This window comes from Nocardia terpenica (assembly GCF_013186535.1).
In the GTDB taxonomy this organism is placed as follows: domain Bacteria; phylum Actinomycetota; class Actinomycetes; order Mycobacteriales; family Mycobacteriaceae; genus Nocardia; species Nocardia terpenica.
Genome location: NZ_JABMCZ010000003.1, coordinates 307,877 through 322,806 on the forward strand (window position 1 = coordinate 307,877; position 14,930 = coordinate 322,806).

The following is a 14,930-nucleotide window of genomic DNA, read 5'->3' on the forward strand; positions in this document are numbered from 1 at the left end:
GGGCTCCTCGGCAAACTAATTGTAGGTGTTAGTGAATGTCTCAGCAGCACAATGCTTTCGAGGAACTCGGCGTCAAGGTGCAACGCGCTCATTACGCGCTGGAGAAGATCCGCGGTGTCGGCACGGTGAAGGGCGTCCGCGTGATCATCGATCACGAGAACCGGCTGTTGTCGGTGACCGTGGACGAGGAAGACATCATCCTGGCCGCCTATCAGGAGGCGCTGCGGGACAAGGAGCCGAAGGTCGACGAGGCCATGCGGGAACTGCGGGCCGATCCTCGCGTGGAGGCCGCCTCCACCTTCGTGCAGGCCAACGTGGCACGGTCGGAGGCCGAACGGGCTCGGCGGCAGCGGGAGATCGAGGAGGCCGAGGACCGGTTCTTCGAGGAGCGCCACCGCCGGGGCTGGTTCGATAGCTGAGCCGATACCGATGTCGCCGCTCATCCTCTCGCACTGCGACATCGTGGCCGCAGGAGGGCGAGGGCCAGACACGCCGTGATCACTGCCGCCACCAGATAGCACTCCATGGATCGTCCGGAAATAGTGTCGAACACGGCGACGTTGGGTTTCGACAGTTCGTGCCGCCCGTGGATCAGGTTGGTGATCGGGGCCTCGGTGGTGTCCTCATCGTCGACCACGTCGGGAGCGGTCAGCGCGAAGGTGAGCACTGCAAGGTCCATCACCGTCATCGCGGCCACGGTGAACATGCGGAGCAGCCAGTTCCCCTTCACCATGACATAGGTTCCGATCGCGGTGGCGATGATCATCGGTAGGAGGCCGATCAACGCCACCGCGCCCACGGTCAGCACGATGCCGAGGAGTAGGTAGCCGGGCACGGTGAATCGCGCTGCGACCGCGAGGATCGCGACGACGACTTGAACAGCCACGACTACCGTTGGGATAACGGTGTCGGCGTTGTTGCCCCGAGGTGCAGCCTTGCCGGGACCCGGACCGGGAGACGGTTGTGGGTCGGTTCGATCCGGCCAACTCATGAATTCGAGTATCCCTACTGATCGTTGCATCGCGGGTGGATGGCCGCCGCTGCGTGCCCCACAGTCACTGTGGCAGCAACGGAACCACGATATTCGCGACCTCGATGACACGGTCGCACGGATCGACAGGACTGTCTGGGTTCAGCCTGACGACCACGATGCTGTAGGACCCCTGGGCTGCGGGGAAGATCAGGTCGCACTGATCGCCCGTCTTGTCGGATGTCGGACGATACCGCAGCCCGTGACGGCCCGCGATCGTGACCGGGATGAATTCGGCTCCGGCTTCCTCGCGTTCGAAGTGATCGACCGTACTGACTTGCGACCACACATCGACCTCGTAGGTCGGTGGGATGTCGTGGCCGCCGCAGCGTTTGAACCCGCGCAGGTACGCGAAACCTGCGATATTCGAGGTGAGCGTGGACGGGTCGACTCCGATCTGCCGCCAGACGTCGTGGCTGATCCGACTGGGGTCCCAGAGTGTTTCCGCGGGGTCGTGTCGGTCGGTGTCGTGCATTATTTCTCTCCGTTCTCAGGGTATTCGGTGCGATACGGTTGTTGATGAATGGGGTTGAGGGGAGCCGTTATTCGCTCGGTCAGGGGTCTGGCCTGGGTTTCGTCGATCGGCACGGCGGTGAGGTTGGTGAACTGGTCGTCGAGCCAGTACCCGAAGCCGCTGCGGTCGACATGGGTCACGATCCAGACCGGACGGCCGCCCGCCACCCTGTGCACCTGTCCGTCCGGGTCCACCGTGACCGTCTGCCTGCCGAAGTCGATGCACGGTTGCTCTTGGGCGGCAGCAACAACCACCGCCATGCCGTAGGCATCGGTAACCAGAAGCAGCTCGGTGACGGTTTCCAACACGTGTCTGGCCGCGTCGAGATCGCGGCCGAACACGCGCTGCCCGCGCCCGGGTTTCCCCGCGAAGTGCGTGACGGCGAGCTTTCCGGCCAGCTCCGGCATCGATCGCAGCGTCTGCGACAGGGTGGTGGGCTGCCGCAACCCGATCCACCGCAGCATGCGCGGCTCGGCCGACACCGCGGCGATGGCGTCCAGGTCCGCCCCGGCGACGATGGGCACATCCGGGTGCCCGTGCGCGGCGAGATTTCGCCGCACGAACGCTGTGGTGCGACGGGACACGTCGGCAGGCAGGATCACCAGTGCCAGGGCGCGCATGCTGGCCGCCGCGAAACCCAGCGTGGTCGCCGCGTGCGGGTAGCCACCGAACTCGACATCGACGATCACCGGGGTACCCAGCAGCGACCCGCGCGGCGGACCGCCAGCACGGAGCTTGTCGGCCAGCGACCCGTACCCGAGACCGCGGTAGCGCTCCGCGAACCCGAGCGGCGACCCCCACGCCGACGCCATCGTCTCCCGCGGCTCGTCGTCATCGAGATCACCCACGACTGCCACCTGCATTCACGATGGTTTCCCGCACCTCATCGGCGATCCGAAGAAGCTCCGCCAGGTCCGGAAAGTCGTCCGCACCAACTGGTGCCACAATCCATCGGGTCGACTCGCTGCCGGATGGCAGCGCCACCCTCTGGCGAGAAACGGTGAGACCCAGCGTCGGCTGCGATCGATCGAGCAACCGTCTCCACCGGTGGAGGTCTTCTACGGCACGGAGGTTGGTTGTCACCAGAAACGACCTGACTCCGGTGTCCACGTGCTCGAAGCTAGGCGCGAAGACCCCGCGGCGATCCAGTGCTCGCTGAAGCGGTGCTGCCAAAGTTCCAGGAATGGTGAGGATTTGGAGGCGACCGGTATGAAACACCACGGCGTAGCCGTCGACGAATGCGTCGGCGTTCCAACGCCGGTTGTAGTCCGCGCACAGGCGCTCGAGCTCCAGCGCGTCAGTCACCGCTGCCCACCCGCCTCGCATGCCAGCAACACGTTGTCGGCGACCGCTAGGAACTCTGACATCGGCAGCAGGGCATGGCTTTTCAGCGGCCTGATCCAACGTGCCCGTCCACGGCCCGGTGTCGGCAAAGGCACCGTGCTGACGGGCGGCAGGAAGTAGATCCGGTCGTTGGCATTGCGCATGCAGTCCTCGACATCGGCGTCGACCGACAGGAGGAACGCCCACCATGGTGACCCCGCATACACCATGATCGGAGCCGAAACTCCACGGCTGTCCAATTCGGCAACGACGCCCCCGGCCTGCTTAGCGTGCATGAAAGCAACTTGGAGGGAACCCCTGACTCCGGTAAGGGTGGTCATGATCAGGCCGGACCGCTCGTAAGCAGCAATCCGTGCTCTTCGGAATTTCGAGATGTGCTTCTGCACATCGGTTTTCACGGTGTAAGCCATAAACCCTCGCATGGCAATCGTTGATAGTCGGGTGTCCGGACGTCCGGGACGACACTGGCCGTCGCGTCCGGGAGATGGCTTCGCTGCCATCCAGTCAGAAAGTTGATCGCCGCCGTCGAGCAGGCACTGAAGTCGAAAACCCTGTCCGCGTAGGTGATTCGTACATGCACGTCCGGTTCGGTCGGCCGAGGGGATTTCCTCGGCTCGACAGGCACCCCGGACGGCGCGGACATCGCTCAGCCCCTATTTCGTACCTACTCGGCGGGGATACGGATCACGGTGCGGCGCAGCCTTTTGCAACGCAAGAAGGTCTAACGCCGAGGCGTACCCGAGGCGCTTCAGCGGCATCGTTCGCGCCTCCGATACAGGCCGCCAAGAGAACTGGTTCCGGACAGCACGATCGGCCTCGTCCTCGTCACCCAATCCGCGATTGGTCAACCACCGAATCAATCCGTCGGCGATGAACCAGGTCACGATCCCGGCGGCAACGCCCAGCAAGAGGAGGTTCATCGGATGCCTCCGCCGCGCCCGTAGCGCACACGCTCGGCACGGTAATCCGCTGTCGCGGTGTACATCTCGTTATCCTTCGTCATTGAATTGAAGTAAGGAACGCGCGCGGAGGCCCCAGGGAATCGAATTGGTGTGCCTGCCAATTCGCCCCCGCCGTCAACCTGGGAGCCTCCCTTCCCGCCGGGCAGAGCGCGAGGGTGGCGGGAAGTTTCGCGACCCCGAGGCCGAACCGTCTCTGCCAGTGGGGAAGTGCAGATACAGGCATCGCCTTCGGGGTTCTTGCCGTTCCCGAGGTGATTGCGGGCTCGGGCGGCAAGTTTTATTTAGTTGGTGCAGTGAAGCTTTGGCTGTCAGTGCCGTTCGCCGAGTCTGGTGATCCGCCAGCGCGCCCGCCGGTAGTCGGTCGTGATCAGGCCGCGCCGTGCGAGCCGACCGACCGCATGGCGGATATCCCACGTTGTATGCCGTGTCTCGCGAGACAACTGGTCACAGGTGAGCTGTCCGCCGGGCGCAAGAGTCCGCAGGACGTCCATCTCGACCGCTGTCGCCGTCAGGGTGCGACCGAGAAGGAAGGAAGCCACCCGGCCGCACTTCTTGGTCGAAAGTGCCTGGTAGCGCGCCGAATCGCTGGACGTCGTTACGGCAGAACTCTGGGTTGACATCGCAAATCCTCCCCGTCTGACGTTTGTATTGGTAAGAACCGATTTGGAGTGACTGATGTCACGTCCGACGATAGCGTTGTCAACTTGTCAACGCAACCGTCGGTCCGGAATCTTCGGCGCATGTAGGATTTGCGGCGAACCCGGACGGAAGGGAGTAGCGTTGCCACCCACCTCGCCCACGGTCGCGCGCTGGGAACTGTTGTTACGCCTCAACGACCTGCGGAAAGAACAGAACATCGACCCCAAGACGGCGGCCAGCGCTCTCAAGATCACGGCCAACCACTGGTGGCAGCTGATGAGCGACCGTCGCGCACTCACCGACGACCACTTCAAGGCCGTACTCAAGCTCTTCGGGATCGCCGCAGGCTCCGAGGAGGAGCGCGAACTGACCGCCCTTCGGGCGTGCGCGCGTGAACGCGGCTGGTGGATGGACTACGCCAGCCTCTACGACGACGAAACCCGGCGGTTGTACGGACTGGAGTACGGAGCACAGGCCATCCAGACCTACGAGGGCCTGCTCATCCCCGGCCTGCTTCAGACCGAGAACTACGCGCGAGCGCTCATGGCATCCGACGTTGCTCGGGTACGGCCGGTCGACGCTGGCCTGTACATCGAGGTTCGGCTACGCCGACAACGACGACTGTTCGATGGTGACCCACTCCAACTGACAGCGATCATCAACGAAGCAGCGCTGATCCAGCAGATCGGCGGTCCCGAGGTGCAGAAGGAGCAGCTCGAGCACTTGGCGCGCATGATGCAGGACCATTCAGACACGGTAGACATCCGCGTCGTCCCGCTCACCGCTCGACAGCGACCGATCCAGCTCGGCTCGCCCTTCCACATCCTGTACTTCCCGAATGCGATAACGCCGCCACTGGTCTGGCATGAATCCATCGCGACGCGCGGGATCATCGAGGACCAGTCCAGGGTGCGCGAGTTGCGGATCATCTACGAAAGCCAGCTCGAAAATTCGCTGAGTCGTGAAGACTCGTTGACGTTGATCGGCGAAATCGCGGATAGGATAGCCTGAAGAATATGCGCGCAACCATGCCAGTGACCTGCAAAAACGACGGCTTCTTCAAGTCGTCGTACTCCAACGACAGCACCGGCTGCGTTGAGGTGAGGTTCGACGACGACCGCGTGCTCATCCGGGACAGCAAGTACGTAGGCGACGCCGACAAGCAGCCGACTGCCGTTCTCCCGGCCGCACACTGGCGCTCTCTTCTCGACCTGGTGCTCAGCGCCGAGTCCGGCAACGTGAGTACCCTTGCTATCGACCTCCACAACGACGGCGGAGCAACCGTAACCGGCGATTCCACAGGCGGTGTAGCGGTCGAGCTCGTCTACACCCCGAAGGAATGGGACGCCTTCGCCAAAGCGGTCGCCGACGGCGAGTTCGACCACTGATATTCAAATCTCGAAAGTAGCTGCGGCCTCCTTCCGATCCGGGAAGGGGGCCGCTTTATTGCGTCAATACCCCTTCGCTGGCGACCGTGATTCCGGCCGGGGTGGCGTAGTCGGCCGTGTGAGTGGATCGGTTAGTGTGCCGCGCTGTGCCGTACGCGCAGTTGCTCCGTCGCCCTCCTGTGCTGATGCTGTGGTCAGCCCAAACATTGAGTGTTCTCGGTGATCGGTTTTTCGCGCTCGCGATCATGTGGATGGCGCTCGAGCGGTCCGGGCCGGTCGCGATGGGCGCGGTCGCGATTGCCGAATCGGTTCCCTACATCGTGATGGGGGCGGTCGGTCGCCGCGTCGTCGCCCGGTTCGCCTCCTTCCGCATGCTGGCGGCCGTCGATCTTCTTCGAGGCATCCTGACCTGCGCACTGCCTGTGCTGTGGGCTGCCGGTGGCACGCCGATCATGCTGGCGGTCGTCGCTGTTCTCGGTGTCGCGGGTAGCGTGTTCGATCCGAATCTGGGTGCGCTGGTGCCGGATCTGGTTGCGCCGCAGGAGGTGCCGACGATGACGGCCGCAATGGACCTGACAGGCCGGATCGCGCGCATCGCCGGACCCGCGCTGGCCGGGATGGTGGTCCTGGCCGCGCCGCCCTCGGCGCTGTTCGTCGCCGACGCCGCGACGTTCGTCGTGTCGGTGGCGGCACTGACGGTGCTGGCGCGAGTCGCCGCGCCGCCCTCGCCGATTGTCGGCATGCAGGACACCAGCAGCCCGGAGGAGACAGTGGATGCCCGCCGGTTGCTCCGTCAGCATCCGGCGGTCGGCACTGCCCTGGTCGTCAACGGCGTCGGGTTCCTGGTCAATGCCGCTCCTGCCGTGGGGATGCCGTTGCTGCTCGCGCGTCATCTGCATGCCACCGCGAGTGCGTACGGTGTGGTGCTCGCTGCCAGCGGTATCGGCGCGCTGGCCGGGAATCTGGTCGTCTCCCGGATACGGCCGGGGGCGAGGTTCCTGACCCGATTCTGTGCCGCCTGGGCACTGAGCGGGCTGCTGCTGATCGTGACCGGCGCCGCGCCGAGCCTGGCGTGGGTGGTCGTGATCGCCGCCGCGTCCGGCGCGGTCATGCCGACCATGTCGGTCACGCTCAGCGCGCAGTTGGCCGCGTTCGCCCCGGCCGAGCGGCGACGGTTGATGTCGGTGAACTTCGCGACCATCCGGTCCTGCGGTACCGCGGGCATGGCTGTCATCCCGGCCACCATCGCCGACGCCCCCGCACGGGGATTCATCGTGGGAGGTGGGGTTTTGGCGGTGGTGGCGTCGCTGGCATGGTTGCACGCGCGAACAGCGGCGGCGGTGGCGTCCGCCGCTGTCGTGCTGGCGGAGGGTCAGGCCGCGTCGACCCGATAGTGGGTCACCTCGATATCGTCCAGCGGGATACCGAGTGTGGCGTAGATGCGGGTATGCATGGCGCCGAACCAGGCATCTCGGCGATCGGTGTAGAAGTCCTCGCCGTACCAGGCGACGCCGAGAAGGACTGTGCCGCCGCCGTTCTGGTTACCGTGTTCGGATTCCCAGTAGGTGCTCTGCCAATCCCACAGCATCAGCTCCTCCGGCCGGGCACGCAACCGCTCGTCGGAGTCGCGCAGGGCCTCGATACACCGGACCGCGGTGGCCTCGTCGGGGCAGTAATAGCTGCACTGCGACAAGGCGATCGGCCTCTTGCCGCCGCGCCGTCCGGCATCGGCGTCCTCACCGGTGAGTACCCGCACCCGCGTCACTGCATTGTCGGGCACGATGGACAGAAGTGGTGTCGACATGACACTCATCCCCTTGAAAGTGGTTGATGGGAAATACCTTCCGTGACTCACTCACGGAAGCGCGAGGGGCATCCAGCCGGAACGTCCGGTGGGGGTGCCTCGGCGGAAGCCGTCGGGTGTGGTGTAGCGGATGTTCAGCCCGATCCGCGGCATCGGACCGGTATTGCTGTGCGAGCGATGCACGAGCCGGACATCGAACAGCACGGCCTGGCCCGCGGTGAGCGGCACCGGATCGAAGACCATGCGCGTGACGTATTCGTGCGCGATCGTCAAGCCGCGCCCCCGGCCAGGTTGGCCCGCAACCGATTCGGGTTCGAAGGGGAGATACCTGGCGTGCGAGCCGACCACGACCTCGAGGCACCCGGACGTGGCGTCGGCGTCGCTGATGGCCACCCAGCACGACACCGCACGAGCCGGGTCCAGTTCGATCCGATCATCGATACCATCCTGATGCGGCGGCACCACGAACTCGGCTCCCGGCCACTTGATGATCAGAAAGCTGTTCTCCACGCAGACATCCCGCCCGAGCATCGCCCGCACCGGCCGCGCCAGCGCGGCAGCGGTCACGATGGCACGAGCCCACGGTTCACGCCGATGCGGGTTGCGGACGATGTCCCACCGCCCAAGACTGTAGGCGGTCGCGAGATGAAGGCTCAGGGCCCGAGCCTCCACAGGACTCATCCACTCGACCGGGCCTACATACCCGTGGCGACTGATCAGTGCGGGGACCGTGTCAACGTCCATAGGCTCAGCGTCCGTCCGGAGCATGTGGATTCACCAGCTCCTACCGGTGGAGTTCAGGAGGCGAGGAGAGTTCAGCGAAGTCCAGAAAGTTCAGCCGTCACACCGCCGTCCGGCGTACCGTGCCGGTAACGGCGGAACACCGGGGGTTTCAGCATGACTCACCTCGCTCGATGGACCGGAGTCGAAGCCGACGCCTTGCAAGAAACCCTGGGCCTGGGCGTCGAAGACTTCGCCGCCCGAGTCGAAGTCACCCCGAGCATCATCTACCGCTGGCGACGCGACGGCCCCGACGCGCAACTACGCAAAAGCAATCAACGACGGCTCGCGACGCTGGTCGCCCAACTCGACGACGAACAGCAGCAACGATTCTGGGATCTCCGAGCGATGGAGTGGGAACGCTGGCACAGTCCCAGCGGGCTGCTTATCACCTCGAATCTGGCCCCGACCGTACTCGCCGGGCACTGGGTGACATGCTTCACCTTCGGTCAGGACCGCCGCCACGCCGACATCGCCGAGGTGACCGTGCACGCCGGGCAACTCGTCGCCGCCCGGAACTATCCACCCGAGCCGCGAAGTGAGCGGCGCCGGACGGGGTTTCGCCATCACATCGAGGCTGAGCTGATCGACCGTCAGCTCATCGGCCGATGGCGCAACATCTCCGACAGCTACTACTTCGGCGGCCTGCACCTGACCGTGCTCCCCGGCGAGGCCGTCCTCACCGGCGTCTACACCGGCAACGCCCACGACGGCCGAATCGTCGCCCAGCAGTGGAAATGGGTACGACTGGACGACCAATCGCTCCACGATGTCGAACTGCCCGAGATCGCCTTGCAGGACCCCACCCTCATCTACGCTCGGGTCGATCAACACACCTACGGTGATGGCCCCATCCGGCTCGGCGATGTCGTGGAGGCGACACAATGACACTGACCAGACAACACGTCCACCAGGTGGTCGACACCTACATCCAGGCATGGACCCAGCAGGACCCGGATCTGATCGTCACAATCTTCACACCCGACGCCACCTACCACGAACGGGTGCTGAACGAGCCGATCCGCGCCGCCGAGGGGATTCGCGCTTACTGGAAGTCGAAAGTTGTGGAATCCCAAGCCAATATCACCTGCACCCTGCTCAACCTCTACGTCGACGGCGAGACGGCCATCTGCGAGTGGGAAGCAACCTTCGACGATATCGTGCAGGGCAACCGGAAACGGATGCGTGAAGTCGCGCTCCTCGAGTTCGAGGGGCCGTTGATCGCCAGCCTCCGCGAATATTGGGCCTCGACACACATCTGACACCGCCGCTCGACGAACTAAGCGCGCAGCCGAGGCGGCAGGGAACGCTGACAATGAGCCGTCCGCTCGCCACGGAAAAGGACGGCGGCCCGAGCGGGACCGCCGTCTTCTCAATCAGGCTCACCAATCACGTACAGGCTGAGAGCCATCGCCCGATCCGGCTGTCCCGCTACAACTCCTGATCGAGTTCGAGGGTCAGAAACGACGTCGGTGTCTTCTCGAATGCGGTTTCCCACAGCGTCGCCACGATGGCGTCACCGCCGTACAGACTCGGGTTCTGCGGCACCCCGGAGAGGGCGGCAGGATTGGTCACCACCTTCAGCTGGACAAGCTTCATATCGAGACCGATCTGAGCAGCCTTCGAGCGGACGAAGCTGCCGAAGCTGTCGGCGTAGAGCCTGTATCGGCGCTCCCATTTCCGATTCAGCGCATCGGCTTCGTGATCGTATTCCGCCTGAGCGCGATCCGGATCTGTGCCCGATTCGACGGCCGCGCCGTACCGGACGTCGATCTCGTCGATCTCGTCGATATACGTCTTCGCGATCAGCGGAATCCACCGCGAACCGACCGTTGGCACACCGTTCCTCCGCCGATATTCCGCCACACTCACTCCCGCGTCGATGGCCCGCTCCCGGACAGCGTCTTCAGCCTCCTCCGCAGTCAGCCGATAGGACTCGCACCGCCCCATCCGCTCGATCGCCGCCGCGATGTTCAACGGGACGACGACCGGTGCCGTGCGATACGGGGCCAGCCATTCGGCATCGGCCATATCCCCGCCAGCGAGATCCCGGACACGGCTGGCTTCCCAGCTGCCCGGACGTGCGGCAACGAGGCGCCCAACGCTGCCGACATTGGCAGCGACGGTGGTCAGGACGCTGCCGAGGAAGTCGCCGAAATCGAGCTCTCTGCCGTCGTCGTCTGTGGCCAGGACGGCGGCGGCGAGGGCCTCTACGGCAGTGGCGTGCAGCTGGTCGTAGTGGCTGCGCCAGGAACTCGGCGCCGAGGTGATGCCCAGGTCTCCGGTCGTCCTACTTGTTTGCTTCATGGTTGCTCCAACGAGAGTTCTGTGAAGGTCTGTGAAGGGATGCGTGAAGGGATTGGGTCCGAATCGCTCCGATTTGAGCAGATTGAAACCGAGGAAGATGGTTGACCGATTGAGGCGAGAGGGTCTGGCTACCAATAGATTTCGACCGTCTAGCATCGGCCTGACTCGAATCTGATGTGAGGGAGTTCCAAAAGTCCTAGATTTCCGGCATGACTCGCGTGACATCGTCCCTGGATCGTCGGTCCTTCCTACGCTTTTCGGCATTCGCCGGTGTCGCCCTCGGCGGCACCGGGGCGCTGGCGGGGTGTGGGAAGAGTGCCTCGTCGGGGGATGCGAACGGTAGCTCCGCCGATGGTTCCCGGTACGGGACCGTGGCGGTGCAGCTGTCGTGGCTGAAGAACATCGAATTCGTGGGGGAGTACTTCGCGGACAGCAGGGGGTATTACCGGGACGCCGGGTTCGGGCACGTGAACCTGGTCGCCGGGGGCGCGGCCAGCACCTCGGTGGAGGCCGGGCTGGACACCGGCAAGATCTGGATCGGGATGTCCGCGCCGCAGACGACCGCGCCCGCGGTGCTACAGGGCCTGCCCGCCAAGATCATCGGGACCACGTACCAGAAGAATCCGTTCTGCATCGTCAGCCCGGCGGCGAAGCCGATCATGTCGCCGCCGGAGATGAAGGGGCGCAAGATCGGGGTGCAGGACACCAATCAGCTCATCTTCGACGCGCTGCTGTCCGCCAACGGGATGTCGCCGCGCGACGTGCAGGTGGTGCCCGCGCAGTTCGACCCGACCCCACTGGCCAACGGGGAGGTCGACGGCTGGGTCAGCTACCTGACCAACGAGCCGATCACCCTGGCCGCCAAGGGTTTCCGCACCGCGCACTTCCTGTTCGCCGACTACGGCCTGCCGCTCACCGCCGAGACGCTGACCGTGCGGCAGCAGACCGTCGACTCCGAGCGCGACAAGCTGAAGGCGTTCCTCACCGCCGAGATCAAGGGCTGGAAGGACGCCGTCGCCGATCCGGCCGGGGGCGCCCGGCTGGCCGTCGACGTCTACGGCCGGGACCAGCGCCTGGACCCGACCCAACAGACCCAGGAGGCCAAGGCGCAGAACGACCTCGTCGTCTCCGACGACACCCGCGCCAACGGCCTGCTGACCATGACCGACCAGCTCATCGCCCAGAACATCGAGGCCCTGGCCAAGGCCGGGATCACCATCAAGCCGGAGAAGCTGTTCGACCTGTCGGTCCTGCGCGAGCTGTACAGCGAGCATCCCGAGCTGAAGTAAATTCCGGCCAAGAGCATGCCGGAATCACAAGTGACGGGCCGGAATGACATGTGGCATGCCGGATGACATGTGTCGGGCCGGAATGACGAGGGGCCAGAATGACATGTGGGCCGGTCGATTAGAGGGAAACGGCGGTCCGCATGGGGCGGGCCGGAATCTGGGCCCGGACGGCCAATAGTTCGGCCGCTATGGCGATCGCGGTCTCCGTCGGGGTGCGGGCGCCGATGTCCAGGCCCGCGGGGGCGTGCAGGCGGGCGAGGGTCTGCTTGTCGAAGCCTCCGGCCTGGAGCGCGTCGGTGCGGTTGGCGTGCGCGGCCCGGGAGCCGAGCGCGCCCAGGTAGCCGAGCTCGGGCAGGCGCAAGGCCACGGTCAGCAGCGGTATTTCGAACTTCGGGTCCTGGGAGACGGCGACGACGGCGGTGCGGGAATCGATGGCGCCCGCGGCGGCCTGGGCGTTGAGGTAGCGGTGCGGCCAGTCGGCCACCACGTCCGCACCGGGGAACGAGGCGGGCGCGGCGAAACTCTCGCGCGCGTCGCAGACGGTGACCCGGTAGCCGAGTAATCGCCCCTGCACGGTGAGGGCGGCGGCGAAGGCGTTGGCGCCGAAGATGATCAGCCGCGGCGGCGCGGTGAACGAGCGCACGAAGATGTCCGACTCCGGAAGCGACACCATCTCGGTGCCGTGTCGGCGGTCGGTCACCAGGTGCTGCCCGATGACCTCCGGATCGGCGTGCCAGACCACGGTGAACACGGTGACCGGCCGATGCATCGAGATTTCCTTGGCGACCGCGGGGAATTCGGGAAAGTCGTTGCGGGAGAACGGCTCGACGAACACGTCGATGGTGCCGCAGTCCACGGCGGTGTCGAGCCCGGTGGAGGGATCGAACCGCTGTAATTCGCGGCGGCCGGTGCGCGCGGCCAGCAATGCCGCGTCGTAGACCGCGGATTCGTAACATCCGTCGGAGACCGAGCCGTGCACGCCGCCGTCGGGATCCACCAGCATCGCCGACCCGATCGGCACCGGGGAGAATCCGAACGTCCGCACCAGCGTCGCCAGACCACCCGTCCGGCCGCTGTGCCACAGTCGCAGTAGGTCCTCGACGATGTCGCGCATCACAAGCTCCCGACTCAGCGTGCGCGAGTGGGCGGATAGTCGTGGTCACGTCCTGTCGCCAGATCGTCGCACGTGACGGCCACGATATCCGGTCTGGCGTCCAGAAACGACCGCGCTCCGGAATTTCCTTGCGCGGATTTGATTACCGCGGGCCAGTGTTCGTGCAATAGCACAACCGGATGACCGGGGCCGCCGTGAAAGACGGCGCGCGCCAGCCCGCTCCGCGACGCTCGGGCCGCCGCGAGCACCCGCGCGACCACATCGGCGCCGACGTCCGGGGTGTCCACCGGCATGATGGCCGCGTAGCGGGCGGGATCGGGTTCGGCCGCAGCGGCTTCGGCGACCGCGCCGAGCCCGGCCCGCAGCGACGCGGCCACGCCCACCGCCCAGTCCGGCGCCCAAACCGGTTGCACGCCTTCCGGAACGGCGATTGCCGGAGATTCGCAAACCATCCACCGGCCGTCCGCGTCGCGCCGGGCGGGGCCGGTCGCGCCCAGTACCAGGAACACTCGCGCGCAGCCGCCGTCGCGCAGCGCCGCCACCGCCGTGCGCAGCCAGGCGCCGTCCGCCGCCAGCACCTTCGGCCGCCCGTATCGGGTTCCGGCGCCGGCCGCGAGCACGATGCCGTCGCAGCGCCCGTCGTCCATGCGGGCGAGGGTAGCCTCGCACGGTGAACTTCGCCCGTCCGACTGGCAGCCGCGCGGGGCATGCTCGATGCTGGACGCGATGACCACCGACGAGATCGATCTCCGTGCCTTCGACGCGCTGCCCGCAGCGGCGGCCGTCGAGCTCCTGCTGTCGTGCTGCTCCTCGCCCGCGTGGGCGGGCGCGGTGGCGGCGGCCAGACCGGTCGGCAGCGTTGAGGCGCTGCTCGCGGCGGCCGACGCGGCGCTGGCCGAGCTGTCCGAGGACGAACTGGACCGCGCCCTGGCCGGGCATCCCCGCATCGGCGCGACCCCCGACACCGCGGCCTCGGCCCGCGAGCAGGCCGGTGTGGCAGGGGCGCCGGACGCGGTGCGGGCCGCGCTGGCGGCGGGCAATCGCGCCTACGAGCAGCGGTTCGGGCACGTGTACCTGGTGTGCGCGACCGGCAGGTCCGCCGCCGAACTGCTCGACATCCTGCGGGCCCGGCTGCACAACGACCCGCACACCGAAAGGGGCATCGTGCGCGCGGAACTGGCGAAGATCAATCACATCCGGCTGCGCCGCCTGGTTCGCGCCGAGGTGCGGGCATGACCACGCTGAGCACCCACGTCCTGGACGCGGTGCGCGGCGTCCCCGCCGCCGGAATCGCGGTCACCCTGCTGGACCCCACCGGCACCGAGGCGGTCGTCGCCCGCACCGACGCCGACGGCCGCATCACCGGCTTCGGCGCCGACCTCGCCCCCGCCACCTACCGCCTCCGATTCGACACGGGCGCCTACTTCGCCGACCAGGGCCTCGAGACCTTCTATCCCGAGGTCACCATCACCTTCACGGTCACCGACACCCCACACCTGCACGTCCCACTCCTACTGTCCCCCTTCGCCTATTCGACCTACCGGGGGAGCTGAGCGGGCAGCCCCATCCGTCATTCCGGCGTGTGCCCACCTGTCATTCCGGCGTGTGCCCTCGTGTCATTCCGGCGTGTGCCCTCGTGTCATTCCGGCGTGCTTTTGGCCGGAATCCACCGTTAGATTCCGGCCAAGAGCACGCCGGAATGACAGGGCGGCCTACGGCAATGACGGGGCGGTCCGGCGGGATGACGGGTGATGTGGCG

General features: G+C 66.0%; 21 protein-coding genes. 9 read left to right on the forward strand and 12 right to left on the reverse strand.

All coding sequences use genetic code 11. The features are described 5' to 3' along the window. Positions 1 to 35 precede the first annotated feature (35 nt). On the forward strand, positions 36 to 419 hold the full coding sequence (locus HPY32_RS22835) for a YbaB/EbfC family nucleoid-associated protein (RefSeq protein WP_067594708.1): 384 nt from the start codon (positions 36 to 38) through the stop codon (positions 417 to 419). Positions 420 to 439: 20 nt separating this feature from the next. On the opposite strand, the gene HPY32_RS22840 is transcribed toward HPY32_RS22835, so the two are convergent. The 7 genes from HPY32_RS22840 to HPY32_RS22870 all read right to left on the reverse strand — a co-directional run bounded on the left by HPY32_RS22840 (position 440) and on the right by HPY32_RS22870 (position 4,470). Then, positions 440 to 886 (reverse strand): hypothetical protein, encoded by a 447-nt coding sequence (locus tag HPY32_RS22840; RefSeq protein WP_067594705.1) that lies wholly within the window; start codon positions 884 to 886, stop codon positions 440 to 442. 169 nt (positions 887 to 1,055) lie between these two features. Beyond that, positions 1,056 to 1,505 carry a DUF3558 family protein gene (locus HPY32_RS22845; RefSeq protein WP_067594702.1) on the reverse strand — a complete coding sequence of 150 codons (450 nt, stop codon included), beginning with the start codon at positions 1,503 to 1,505 and terminating at the stop codon, positions 1,056 to 1,058. Continuing rightward, the gene (locus tag HPY32_RS22850) at positions 1,505 to 2,392 is read right to left on the reverse strand and encodes a hypothetical protein (protein ID WP_156674738.1); all 888 of its coding nucleotides are present in this window, start codon (positions 2,390 to 2,392) and stop codon (positions 1,505 to 1,507) included. Before HPY32_RS22850 ends, HPY32_RS22845 begins: the two co-directional genes overlap by 1 nt. Further along, positions 2,385 to 2,849, reverse strand: a complete 465-nt coding sequence (locus HPY32_RS22855) for a hypothetical protein (protein WP_156674737.1) — start codon at positions 2,847 to 2,849, stop codon at positions 2,385 to 2,387. The genes HPY32_RS22850 and HPY32_RS22855 overlap by 8 nt, the downstream gene beginning before the upstream one ends. Continuing rightward, complete coding sequence (locus tag HPY32_RS22860; protein WP_156674736.1) at positions 2,846 to 3,286, reverse strand: hypothetical protein; 441 nt, start codon at positions 3,284 to 3,286, stop codon at positions 2,846 to 2,848. Before HPY32_RS22860 ends, HPY32_RS22855 begins: the two co-directional genes overlap by 4 nt. Positions 3,287 to 3,541: 255 nt before the next feature. Further along, positions 3,542 to 3,808: a hypothetical protein gene (locus HPY32_RS22865; RefSeq protein ID WP_156674735.1), complete on the reverse strand. Its 267-nt coding sequence runs from the start codon at positions 3,806 to 3,808 to the stop codon at positions 3,542 to 3,544. 350 nt (positions 3,809 to 4,158) lie between these two features. Then, a complete protein-coding gene (locus HPY32_RS22870; protein ID WP_156674734.1) occupies positions 4,159 to 4,470 on the reverse strand; it encodes a hypothetical protein in 312 nt (103 codons plus the stop codon). 160 nt (positions 4,471 to 4,630) lie between these two features. Here HPY32_RS22870 and HPY32_RS22875 point away from each other — a divergent pair, with 160 nt between their 5' ends. The 3 genes from HPY32_RS22875 (at position 4,631) to HPY32_RS22885 (ending at position 7,271) form a co-directional block, all read left to right on the forward strand. Continuing rightward, positions 4,631 to 5,500, forward strand: a complete 870-nt coding sequence (locus HPY32_RS22875) for a DUF5753 domain-containing protein (protein ID WP_067594686.1) — start codon at positions 4,631 to 4,633, stop codon at positions 5,498 to 5,500. 5 nt (positions 5,501 to 5,505) lie between these two features. After that, complete coding sequence (locus tag HPY32_RS22880; RefSeq protein WP_067594683.1) at positions 5,506 to 5,877, forward strand: DUF397 domain-containing protein; 372 nt, start codon at positions 5,506 to 5,508, stop codon at positions 5,875 to 5,877. A 185-nt stretch (positions 5,878 to 6,062) separates the two neighbouring features. Next, positions 6,063 to 7,271, forward strand: a complete 1,209-nt coding sequence (locus HPY32_RS22885) for an MFS transporter (protein ID WP_067596260.1) — start codon at positions 6,063 to 6,065, stop codon at positions 7,269 to 7,271. Here HPY32_RS22885 and HPY32_RS22890 read toward each other — a convergent pair. Together HPY32_RS22890 and HPY32_RS22895 are read right to left on the reverse strand one after the other, a co-directional pair. Continuing rightward, the gene (locus HPY32_RS22890) at positions 7,250 to 7,681 is read right to left on the reverse strand and encodes a hypothetical protein (protein WP_156674733.1); all 432 of its coding nucleotides are present in this window, start codon (positions 7,679 to 7,681) and stop codon (positions 7,250 to 7,252) included. The two genes, HPY32_RS22885 and HPY32_RS22890, sit on opposite strands and share 22 nt — an antisense overlap. A gap of 51 nt (positions 7,682 to 7,732) precedes the next feature. Continuing rightward, positions 7,733 to 8,362, reverse strand: coding sequence for a phytanoyl-CoA dioxygenase family protein (locus HPY32_RS22895; RefSeq protein WP_171983022.1), 630 nt, complete (start codon positions 8,360 to 8,362; stop codon positions 7,733 to 7,735). A gap of 216 nt (positions 8,363 to 8,578) precedes the next feature. Between HPY32_RS22895 and HPY32_RS22900 the strand changes: the two genes are divergently transcribed. Further along, positions 8,579 to 9,349, forward strand: coding sequence for a hypothetical protein (locus HPY32_RS22900; RefSeq protein ID WP_067594676.1), 771 nt, complete (start codon positions 8,579 to 8,581; stop codon positions 9,347 to 9,349). Then, positions 9,346 to 9,723: a nuclear transport factor 2 family protein gene (locus HPY32_RS22905; RefSeq protein WP_067594673.1), complete on the forward strand. Its 378-nt coding sequence runs from the start codon at positions 9,346 to 9,348 to the stop codon at positions 9,721 to 9,723. Before HPY32_RS22900 ends, HPY32_RS22905 begins: the two co-directional genes overlap by 4 nt. Positions 9,724 to 9,892: 169 nt before the next feature. On the opposite strand, the gene HPY32_RS22910 is transcribed toward HPY32_RS22905, so the two are convergent. Continuing rightward, positions 9,893 to 10,924, reverse strand: coding sequence for a hypothetical protein (locus HPY32_RS22910; RefSeq protein ID WP_156674732.1), 1,032 nt, complete (start codon positions 10,922 to 10,924; stop codon positions 9,893 to 9,895). A 53-nt stretch (positions 10,925 to 10,977) separates the two neighbouring features. On the opposite strand from HPY32_RS22910, the gene HPY32_RS22915 reads away from it, so the two are divergent. Continuing rightward, complete coding sequence (locus tag HPY32_RS22915) at positions 10,978 to 12,057, forward strand: ABC transporter substrate-binding protein (protein WP_067594668.1); 1,080 nt, start codon at positions 10,978 to 10,980, stop codon at positions 12,055 to 12,057. A 118-nt stretch (positions 12,058 to 12,175) separates the two neighbouring features. Here HPY32_RS22915 and HPY32_RS22920 read toward each other — a convergent pair whose 3' ends face one another. Further along, positions 12,176 to 13,171 carry an XdhC family protein gene (locus HPY32_RS22920; RefSeq protein ID WP_067594665.1) on the reverse strand — a complete coding sequence of 332 codons (996 nt, stop codon included), beginning with the start codon at positions 13,169 to 13,171 and terminating at the stop codon, positions 12,176 to 12,178. Between the two features lie 14 nt (positions 13,172 to 13,185). After that, on the reverse strand, positions 13,186 to 13,818 hold the full coding sequence (locus HPY32_RS22925; RefSeq protein WP_067594662.1) for a nucleotidyltransferase family protein: 633 nt from the start codon (positions 13,816 to 13,818) through the stop codon (positions 13,186 to 13,188). Positions 13,819 to 13,897: 79 nt separating this feature from the next. Here HPY32_RS22925 and uraD point away from each other — a divergent pair, with 79 nt between their 5' ends. Beyond that, positions 13,898 to 14,407, forward strand: a complete 510-nt coding sequence (gene uraD / locus HPY32_RS22930) for a 2-oxo-4-hydroxy-4-carboxy-5-ureidoimidazoline decarboxylase (RefSeq protein ID WP_067596259.1) — start codon at positions 13,898 to 13,900, stop codon at positions 14,405 to 14,407. Further along, a complete protein-coding gene (gene uraH, locus HPY32_RS22935; protein ID WP_067594659.1) occupies positions 14,404 to 14,724 on the forward strand; it encodes a hydroxyisourate hydrolase in 321 nt (106 codons plus the stop codon). The genes uraD and uraH overlap by 4 nt, the downstream gene beginning before the upstream one ends. Positions 14,725 to 14,930: the final 206 nt, after the last annotated feature.